The sequence below is a fragment of the Limnohabitans sp. genome (assembly GCF_017848645.1).
Lineage (GTDB): Bacteria > Pseudomonadota > Gammaproteobacteria > Burkholderiales > Burkholderiaceae_C > Limnohabitans_A.
In genome coordinates this window covers 45,580-55,798 of the sequence record NZ_JAFEIF010000031.1, presented here as the reverse complement: position 1 = coordinate 55,798, position 10,219 = coordinate 45,580, and the positions used below count along the sequence as shown (strand labels likewise).

The following is a 10,219-nucleotide window of genomic DNA, read 5'->3' as shown; positions in this document are numbered from 1 at the left end:
GGCTCAACGGTAGCCCCGCCTCCCGGACCCGCCCGGAACAGGCCTCTAACCGGCCAACATAGTTGTCGTCAACCGGCCAAGGTAATTGTCGTCAAACAGGACGCGAAGAGGTGTTGTCGAATGGATGATCGAGCACCACTATCTGTCGTCATCGCCGATGGATATCGATGTGCTCAGGGTTACGTGTCTGCCTCGTTTTGACGCCTCCATGCATGCCGATGGTATTCATCTATTTGTGCCCGGCGCTGGTGGAGAAAGGTTGATTCGTAAGTTGGTCTATCGCAGTGAGTACCTGTTAACACAAGGACTATTGCACTTAAGCCAACGCAAGGTAAGGCGGCTGGTAGTGCACATGAATCCAATTGACCTGACTCACATTTGGGCAAACATTGACGGGCTTAAGCGCTTTGATCTGGCGACAGGTGATCAGGATTTTGAAGGAGTGACATTGATGGACTGGCTAGCTATCAGTGAAGACGACAAGCTTGCAAAATTCTTGTCGAAGAAGTTCGAAACACAGCATCTTGCTGACAAGTTAGCCAATACCGAAAATCGTTACAAGGCAGGGAAAAAAGCCCAGCAGGAAGCCATCAAGACACACGGAAAACCGACGAAAACAGAAATGAAGCGTGACGTTCGGGTTATGACCGAAATGGAAAAAGCGATCCAGACGGGCATGCCCGTAAAGCAGCCGCTGCCATGGGAGTCAGAGAAGGTGGATAAAGCGTTAGAGCTGAGTCCCGCGCCCCAGATGCTCACTCAAGGACAGCCCGGCCCATCCAATGACCTGTGGCACGATATGGCAGCTCAGATCTACGAGAGCCGCCGTGGAGGGAAAAATGGATAACCCCATTCAGAACCCTTTGCTGCAGGCGCCGGGGCTTTCATCCATCTCGGGATGGCTTGCTGATCCCAAGTTGCTGGTTCAGGCGCTGATCCATTCGCCGGTTCCGTTTGCAGGCGAGTGTGACTCACCCCTTGCGCAGCGCAGAAGATTGACGGATCAGTACCAGAAGATCTTTGTACCCACTTACCAAGTTATGCGGATTTCAGACCGCATGCTGAGCGCGTTACTGCAAGGGCTGGAGCGCCGCAATCCAACTTGGCCTGAGGTCCAGCGATGGATCAACGCCACCCAGCAATGGTATCGGCGCAGTGTTGATGAAATTCCGTGGAATCCTGTGCAGGCCAAGGGCATGATTCTTGAAGGGATGACCGGTATCGGTAAGTCACACGTTGTTGAGCGAGTGTTGGGTCTTTTGCCGCAGGTTGTGGACCATGAGCCCAAAGGTGACTGGGGCATGCTCAAGCTCAGGCAGCTGGTTTGGCTCAAGGTGCCAATGCCTGCCGACCATTCCCGTCGGGGCCTTCTTGCTTCCATATTGGCCGAAATGGACCGAGTCCTCGAAACCGATTACTACAAGTCATTGATTCGACAGTCCAACAAAATCGAAACCCTGATCGTCGGAGTGATGCAGCTGCTGGTGCAGCACCGTTGCGGCATGCTGATCATCGAAGAGGCTCAAGAAGCCAATTTGGGATCAAAGGTGTTCTCGCGAGACTTCCTGAACTTCTTCCTGAGGATTCTGAACTGGGGAATCCCAACAATGATTGTGGGAAATCCCCTGTCTTTCATAGAACTGCGAACGCATGCTCAGGACGTAGATCGGTTTTCGGAAGGGGGGTGGTTCACCATGTTTCCTGAATGGGGGCCTCAAAGCGATACTTGGACCAAGTCATGGCTACCTGGTCTCTGGCAGCCCTGTTTGCTCGATTTAGAGGATGCGCCGTTCAAAACTCTCGATGCCATGGGTGAGGCAACGGACTGGCCGTCACTCCTGTGGCAAATGACAGGAGGCTTGCCAAGACAGTTGGCCAGATTGAGGGCCGAAGTCATGGATTGGGCACTGATCAACAACGTGTCGCAAGTGACGACTGATTTGGTCTTTAAGGTGTTCGTTCAGTCGCCGAAGTTTTCTATCGTGAGGGCGAGAAACCATGCTTTGGCCAACCATGACATCAACGCGTTGATGGATTACCGGGATCTGCCGCACAATCAGTTGCGTGACTACTGGTTGAAGGATTTGCCAGGCACGGCCCGAAAAAAGCCAAAGTCTGGTGAGACATTTGATTCACAGCTTACCGTTGCGAGCACCGACAAGGAGGAGGAATCTAACGCCGCCGCAGAGCAAAAGAGATTGATGGCTGGACTGAAATCCTTGACCGATGAGGCTGGCAGAGAGCGCCGCGCCAGGCAGGCCGGTAAGCGTGGCAAGAAAGATGTCGATTAAGCCGCTGCATCTCATCCCTGACTGGCGCGGGGATGAGACCCTGTACTCTTGGTCTGCGCGGATGCATCGACTTTTGGGAGGTGTGACCAAGGAGACTGGGAAAAGGCTCTTTGACGCTTCTCATGCCTACAAAGAGTGGGCGGTCAGCACCCGCTTAGATCATTTGGAGCTTGTCACGGGTGGATCGCTGGGGAACATCAGAAGCATCTTGCTGCAGAGAACTGTGCTTGCGGCTTACTACCCCTTCCTGAGGGCAGAGCAACGCCAAGACTTTGATGAACGGGCCGCAACTGCCCAGAGAACCCCGTGGCTGACTCGGTTTGGCATGCGTGCCAGCACCCTAGATGGGTCTGAAATGCGTTGGTGTCCGTGCTGCGCCGAGGAAGATGTAGGAGATTGGTGTGCGGCTAGGTGGCGTCTGTCTCACCAGATGCCAGGGGCATGGTGGTGTGTGGAACACGGCATGCCTCTCAACAGGCTGACACCCGGTCGAGCGGAGTGGATTTTGCCTGGTGTTTCAGAATCAAGTGCACAGTTGAGGCTGACTGTTGGACTGCGGCAGTCCTTGCTCATCTTGTCGGCATTGGCGGGCAGTCTGGTTGGGCAAGAGCAAATCAATCTGGTCTCAATCAAGCGCGCGCTTCTTGCGCGGTTGAGAGACATGGGTGTCGTAACCTCCATGAAACCGGTTTCTCCTGCCGACTTGCAGGATTGGTTTGTCAAAACGGATTTAGCGGCAGCTGTTGAACAGGTGCAGCCGAGCTTTCAAACCATATTTGCGCGCCCTTGGATCTACGAAACACTTCTCAAGCGCCGCTCAAACCACCCCCTGCTGTGGATGATGCTTTGGGTGGCCGCGTTTGAAGGAACCTCCCAGCAAGAAGTGGTTCGAGGATTTCACGAGCCTGATGCAACCCTCATCTGGCAAGAGGATGGACAAGGAGTGCTCTGGGTAGAGGGGAATTTTCAAGGCGATGACCGGGTTCAGGCCATTGTTCGCAGTGCAGAGACGATCAGAGATGCTGCACGGCAACTGAATGTTTCAATCATCACAGTCAGGCGGTACATGCGGGAAGCGCAATGTGCGCCGAAATTGGTTCGTGCAGAGAGTCGGCGGCAAGCAAGGAAAGTAGATGCGCTGGCTGAAATTGCGGCACTGATTCAAAATAAACCGGATGTCTCGAAGACAGAAATTCACCTTAGGTGCAAAGGAGCCGTGAGCTGGTTATCAAAATGGGAGCCAGAGCTGTTAGCCTCTTTGTTGGCACAGATTTCAGAGAAGCGAGAAAAGCAGTTTGGATTCGAGTTGAGGATATAAATTCTCACGGGTAAACGAACGGAGGCTGGTGACCGGTTGGCAGCTTTCTCGGACACTCAGACTTCTCACTTGAACAGTTCTTCATGGCCAATCGCCGACACGCAAGCCACCCCCGCAATACCAAGCTGAGCCAGCCAACGCCTCGTACAGGGCTGCTTTCCAAGTGTTTGTATGCCGTACTCGCTCTATGCCCGCATCCTGCTGAAGTCTCTGCCGAACTAGCTCGGCGTTTTCAAGCGGCACTAGCAAGTCGGAGAGAGAAACAATTTCACTTGCTGCCTCCACCGCAAAACTAGATGCTCCGACTACGGCTTTCACCTACGGACGTCCGATGCGCTTTCAAGTGGGAGATGGAACAATTCGAGCAACATCAAGTAGCTTGGGTCAAGTCCAAGGTCTAATAACGGCATCCGCCACTTCTGTATTGCCTTGACCGATGGGAAAAACGACATCTTTACGTACCAATCCACTCGCTGCGGCTCATCGGGGATACGTTTATCAGGACCTTCTCACTGCGTACCTGCTTGTGCAGGGGCTGATTTCTGGTTTTAACCAAATCGTTGTCGATAAAAAGGTGGTCGAAGACGACCGCTTTGACGATGTCGAAACCTGCATTTCAGGCCGACGTTTGCGGAGGCAAATCAAGTCCAGTGCGAACACTGGACGCTGCCTTTCGTTCAGCGATTTCAATGACGCTGCTTCGACACTGCGGTTCGACCGATTGGTGCGGACATTCGTCGACGAAACACCTCACCAGGCAAATGAGTACCGCCTGTGCGCTACGTGGGAATTTCCAAAATCAGGTGACCCACTTGTCAATCTGCTTAAACCTGCCGACATGCCCGGCACGCTTGTCGACTTCGACACGATGTTGATGAGGTTCGACGTACCGAAGCTATGGACGGGCGATGGTTCGCTGATCTTCCCGAATGCACGACCTGCGCTGGTTGCGGGAAGTGGCCTTTGCCAAGCGGATGTGCTGAGCTTTTGCGAGAGGTTTGTCATCGAGATTGAACTGCCGCAGGCTTCGTTGGATTTGGAGGCGCCAGGCCCTCTTGAGCGCCTACTGTTGAGCGCGCTTGACACCGGGATTGGAATCGGTCGCTATCCCAACGATGCACGAAGAGTCGAAGACGTCGCAGCGCTTGCAATTTATGTCGCAATGACCGGGCGAACGGCAGGCGAGACGCTAACTAAGGCGGACCTAGTTCGACGACTAGACATCCGTACGGACTTTGGCCGGATCGCGCAGGCATATCCGCTCGACAGAGCCGTAATGCAGGATCGCGGGTTGGTACGCAAGAGCTTCGCGAATGCGGTCATGGAGGGCGGCATCCACTTTTTGTTGGCCGGTCCAGGCTCGGGGAAGTCATGGATGCTGACCCAACTCGCAGAGGACTTGGAGGCAGCAGGAGCCGTCGTCGCGCGGCACTACTGTTTCCTTGAGCCTGGCGATGAGCTGGTGGAACGTCGCGTGACGACGGACGTCTTCTTTGGGAACCTAATTGGCGAACTCAGCGATTCGATGGAACGACGCGAGATTGCGCGCGAAGCAGTCTTTGCTGCGGGCTTAGATGAACTCGAACGGATGCTTCTGCACGCCGCGCAAGACGGCAGGCATGTCGTGGTTATCGTGGATGGCATGGACCACATTGCGCGTGTCGTAGCCGGGTCTAATTCACTTAGTGACGCAGAGACCGACATCGTCGAGCGACTTGCGACAGTGCGCCTTCCAGACAAGGTCAGCTTAGTTGTCGGATCGCAACCTGGGCAGCACCTCGATCCAATTCGAGTTGCGTACAAGCCAAAGGTGGTTGAACATTCGTTGCCTTCATGGAGCAACCAGGAAATCGAAGGACTCGCCATTGCCTTGGGAATATCGGCGGCTCTTGACCACGTTGCGCTGACGGACGATGAGTCACGTAGGGCTGTGTTAAGTGCGCTTGCTGAACGGGCGGAGGGCAACCCGCTGTATGCACGCTACCTGACCCGATCCTTGATCGGTGGACTGAGTTCGGCGCGCATTGTTTCGCCTGGCGAATGGCTTGGATCGGCGCCCGTCATCGAGGGAGACATCTCCCGCTATTACCAGCACTTACTCGACTCCGTGAGCAGGGACGCACAAGCTATCGCCGATGTTCTGGGTGTACTCGACTTCGCGGTTACACCCGACGAAGTCAAGGAAATCGTTGGCCCGCTTCTGGAGGACCGAGTCCCAGAAGCGCTCACCGTGCTTTCGCCCGTGCTGTCGCAGGCCGCAGCCCAGGGCGGCGTACGTGTGTTTCACGAAAGCTTTCGACGCTTCATGATGACGGCGATCCAGCATCGCGGCACATCCTTGGCGAATATCCTTAAGCCCGTCGCGCAATGGCTGGAGTCGAAGGATTTTTTCATCGATGCCAAGAGCTATCGCTTCATGCTTCCCATGATGCGCCGGTCCGGTCGAGAAGCTGAGATTCTTCAGAAAGTCGCTGCGGATTTTGTGTATCTCAGCGTTGAACACGGCCATCCAGAGGATGCAATTCAGCGTAACTTGGCATTAGCGGCAGACGTTGCAGCGCGCAGTCTCGACTGGCCGTCCCTATTGCGAATTGCCGAACTTTCTCGTGCACTCGATGCGTGCTACTCAGAAGGAAACAACGACTGGGAAGAGTATTGGCAGACGTTCCTAGCGATCTTCGGTCCTCAAGCGACATCGGATCGTCTCCTTTTTGATGGTAGGCCGACTCTAAGCAGAAGCGAAGGGCTATCTGTATGCGCAGCCGTCGATACGGCAGGCGCTCCGGCGCCATGGCGAGAATATTTATCCCTACCGTTCTCCGAGGGAGGAGAGTCGTACACCTATGACTTCGATGAACTTGGAGCGCTTTCTGCGGACGAAGAGACCTACCTGGCCGCAATCTACGGGCGGCTGCGCTTAGGGCATCACTGCAGGGTCGTCCGATCCTCACTGGAGTACCTCAGCAACCCGGACGGAAACGTTACCTCAAGATTCATTCGCAAGTTCGCTCAGTTGATGGCCGAGCAGGGCCCGGCTGAAGTCGTTCGTCAGCTGGTCAAAAGGGCAACTCCAACTCACGAAGGAAGATTTCGGTTGTCACCGAAGGCAGGATGCGCCCTGCTTCTGGGCCTTTCAGATGTTGCTAGTAAGGCGCCAGAGTTCTGCGGACCGCAGCCTCCATATGCAAGTTTGGCGTTGGCCCTTGCTACTACGCCAGACGAGGTGCTTAGGTGTCTTGACGCGGGTGCACCCCTGGAGGCGGCCCGAAACAAACCCGTGAAACTAGCCGAACTGAACGCTTTTCTATCCGAGGGCGTAAGGCAGGCTGGCGTCTCGAGCATGCGCACTTGGCTCTCTACGGTACGGCTATTGGCTAGAACCGAAGAAGGGCGTGTTGAGGTCGACGAACTGGTACATGCTGCGCGAGGAGAGGGTTGGTACTTATGTTGGGTTCGGTTCGCGCTGCGCGTTGCCATTGCGGAAGGGCTGGCAGCTGAGGGAGCTGCATACGATGCCGTCTCAGCATTTCGCGAGCTTAACGTCGATATGCGGCCATTTGTTGGATCGCCGAGGGCTTGTGATCTCTACTTCATACACGGACTTATCAATGAGAGTTTGGAACGTGGCTTGTCGCTACTCAGGGCACCTGCGGAGTGGAACTTAGCCGTCGATTGCATCGCTGAGGCTCGCAACAGTACTGCGACCCGTTTGGACCGGGAAGACGGCGGCCCGATAACAGCGGGCGCTTTTTTCTCGATCCTTTTGTCCCACGCTAAGAATCCCCAAGCCTCCGTGGCTATCATCCAAGCCCTAGAAAAGATGCTTGCTGACGAAGAGGAGTCCGGCACCTACTACTCCACCCATGCGCTATTCCGTATGCGCTTGGCACAACTACACGCAGCTACGGGGAACACGCAGGTTGCGTTGGGCCACTGGCAACAAGCTGCCAAGCTAATGACCTGCTACACCTTTCACAAGGACGGAGCACTATTTGACATAGTTCAAAGCGTAGTCGCTCTTAAGAGCGTACCAGGAAAAGCCGCATTGCACGGCTTGGTGAAGCTTCAACCCCTGTTAAGTGCGGTTCTCCGCCATACGGACCAACGCGAGACTCAGCACGCACCCAACGCCTGGTTTAAGGCCTTGCTTAAAGTTGACAGCATTCGTGCAGCTGTGGCACTGAGTCAGACATTCGTTGTCGATCCAGGTCGTCCATCATGGATCGCCTTGAAGGCGCTGCGGGACTTGCTAAGAGAAGTGTCGAACGACGTTGACCCGCTGATTGCGGATGCGTTGTGGGAGACGCTACTTTTTGAAATCGAGTATGACGGTGAAGGCGAGAAGATGGTGAATGAGCGCCTTGTTCCTCTGGAACGCCTCGCATCATCTGACCCTACGTACATGAGGGATCGCTTCACTCGTCTGTGCGGGCAAGCGCAAAACGACTCGCGTGGACATGCATCTGGCACAGCCGCACCGCTTCAGGCTTTCTCTGAGCGCCATGGCCTCCAACTGCAGCAGACTGGTACGACGAAGCGCGGCGAATCCAGCGGGGCACGAGACACTGTCTCGCGGCCAATTGGCGAAAAGCCCCTCAGTGCAGGAGTTCGGCCGGCATTCACCACAAACCCGGAGATTGTCAGCATCCTCGCAACAGTTCGCAGAATCGCCAGAGCGCAGGTCAGTGAAGAAGACATGTACGGCCTGCTTACGCTGCCTCTGAGCTACATGCTCACCGAAATGGTGGAGCGCGGTGAAGAGGCGCAGACGCAGCGCGTGATCTACTTCCTCGTCCACGAGGCAACAGGGTGGAACTACTCGACTCCGCACCCCATAGGAGTACTTGCCCGGTGCCTCGACAATGCCGGCCATCAGCGGATCGCTGCCGTTGCATATGTCCTTGCTTTCACGACGGCGCGTGGTGGAGGTGGACGGCTCACCTTTGGCGACCATGAACACTCCTCAAAACTTCAAAGGGCGTTCGATCTAGACAGGAGCAACGCCCTTCAGGCATTGGCGGGCGAAACGGCACGCAAACTTCGCGTTAGAGGCTTTCAAGGCCTGACCATGCATTTGATCCAACAGATCGCCCTTTGGGACGAACCGGCTGTTGCAATGGCGGCATGGGAGGAGGCATTCCTGGTCATGGAGGCGCGGCTTCCAATGGCTGGCAATGCGACGTACTTCGAGCCGTTGGATATTAACGATGGAGTGGATTGGAGCCTGGACGAAGGCTTGACCGCGCTGCTTCTTGCTCGATCAGGCGACCCTACAACTCCAAGAAGGATTACCGCCCTATCAGGCCTGGTGCGCCTCATAGAGAAGCGCCCTGATGTCCTTCCGCGACCGATTCGGTGGTTCATCACCGGCAATGCTACGGTGGCGACCGTTCAGGCAGTCCTCCAATTGCTCCTAGAGTCACCATGGGATGTATCGAGCGTCATCGCCTTCAACGAGGATGTCCTTCGCGCCTATGCCAAATCGAGATCTTGGAGCCTGTCGATGTTGGCCGTGGCTCTCTTGAGCAAGATCGGTATCAACGAGACGGCCGCTAGGATGCCTCATTCAGGGGCTAGCGAGCCTGCATCTCATCGCGGCAGAGTGCTTGCGTCGATGGGAGACGCTGGGGCAGTGCTGCCTCGCCTCGCACAACTTTGGCCTGAGCTCCCAGGAATCGTTGCACGACGGATGCAAAGGAGCGATGTAGACAATGAGTCCTTCAATCGCATTGGGCGCGAGAGGTATGAGCTCGAGAAGGACCGCCATGAAAGAAGTCGTCCACGAGCGGATGTATTGTCTTGGCCCTCCGAGTTAGTCATTGCAATCCTGGATGACGTTCTTTGCGGTCTACCCGACTACTTGTGGCGAACGGGGCAGTGGAAGCCTGCGTTCGACTACGAGCTGCTGTGGGCCATCCTGCCCGATCTGGAAACGCGCCTTGCGTCCCATGCCAGTTTGGGCCCTCGACCACCTGTTCCGTTGCATACAGAAGACCACCGTTTGCTCGGTCCCGTTGTCCGCGTGGCGAAAGATGACCCGTCTTACGGTTCATGGATACGACTTGCGGCAATGGAAGTTCACTTCTTCCGATCCGACGACCGTCATTGGGATGCTCCCAACCGCAGTACCCTTTTTGCTGCTGGCGTCGTTCGTACTGAGATTGACGGAACGGTTCCGCTTTCAGCCGGCCCCTTTGGAGCCAGCGATATGTGGCCGTGGCGAGAAGAATATGACCGAGACGAGGCGCTGGAAGATGCGCGAAGACCGCAACTGGTAAAAAAGTTCGCTACGACTGATTGGTTGGGGCAGTGCGGTGCGTTGGTGCCGCCTTTGGCACTGCGACTCAATGCCGAGCTTATCCCCCCAGCATTTGGTGCGCCTCTTCGATGGGCAGACAAAGCTGGCAAGGCTGCGGTGGTCCTCAGAACATGGCGCCTAAGGGGGCAAGGGCTTGATGTGGAATCCTATGCCACTCAGGGCTGTGAGCTGCTTCTTCGCCCAGACCTTGAAGAGATATTGCATTCAACATTTGGGGGGCCTTTGAAGGACCTCAGTCGAGTTCAACTGATTGAGCTCAAAGAGGACGCTTGAACTAGCGGTAGCGCCCTC

4 protein-coding genes and 1 pseudogene are annotated in these 10,219 nt (G+C 55.6%); all 5 read left to right on the top strand.

Annotated elements, in window-relative coordinates:
* Positions 1-124 precede the first annotated feature (124 nt).
* A complete protein-coding gene (locus tag QZ190_RS07665; RefSeq protein WP_291915186.1) occupies positions 125-847 on the top strand; it encodes a hypothetical protein in 723 nt (240 codons plus the stop codon).
* Positions 840-2,291 (top strand): ATP-binding protein, encoded by a 1,452-nt coding sequence (locus QZ190_RS07660; protein WP_291915185.1) that lies wholly within the window; start codon positions 840-842, stop codon positions 2,289-2,291. Before QZ190_RS07665 ends, QZ190_RS07660 begins: the two co-directional genes overlap by 8 nt.
* Positions 2,227-2,751: pseudogene (locus tag QZ190_RS18125) on the top strand (TniQ family protein); the annotation flags it as partial. The gene QZ190_RS07660 and the pseudogene QZ190_RS18125, both read left to right, overlap by 65 nt.
* Before the next feature lie 3 nt (positions 2,752-2,754).
* Positions 2,755-3,609, top strand: coding sequence for a hypothetical protein (locus QZ190_RS07655; protein WP_291915184.1), 855 nt, complete (start codon positions 2,755-2,757; stop codon positions 3,607-3,609).
* Between the two features lie 436 nt (positions 3,610-4,045).
* Complete coding sequence (locus tag QZ190_RS07650) at positions 4,046-10,201, top strand: ATP-binding protein (protein WP_291915183.1); 6,156 nt, start codon at positions 4,046-4,048, stop codon at positions 10,199-10,201.
* The last annotated feature ends 18 nt before the right edge of the window (positions 10,202-10,219 follow it).

Bases quoted from the DNA above. Each gene is read 5' to 3' on its own strand.
- QZ190_RS07650 (WP_291915183.1), top strand. From the start codon at position 4,046: ATGGGAAAAACGACATCTTTACGTACCAATCCACTCGCTGCGGCTCAT.
- QZ190_RS07655 (WP_291915184.1), top strand. From the start codon at position 2,755: ATGCCTCTCAACAGGCTGACACCCGGTCGAGCGGAGTGGATTTTGCCT.
- QZ190_RS07665 (WP_291915186.1), top strand. From the start codon at position 125: ATGATCGAGCACCACTATCTGTCGTCATCGCCGATGGATATCGATGTG.
- QZ190_RS07660 (WP_291915185.1), top strand. From the start codon at position 840: ATGGATAACCCCATTCAGAACCCTTTGCTGCAGGCGCCGGGGCTTTCA.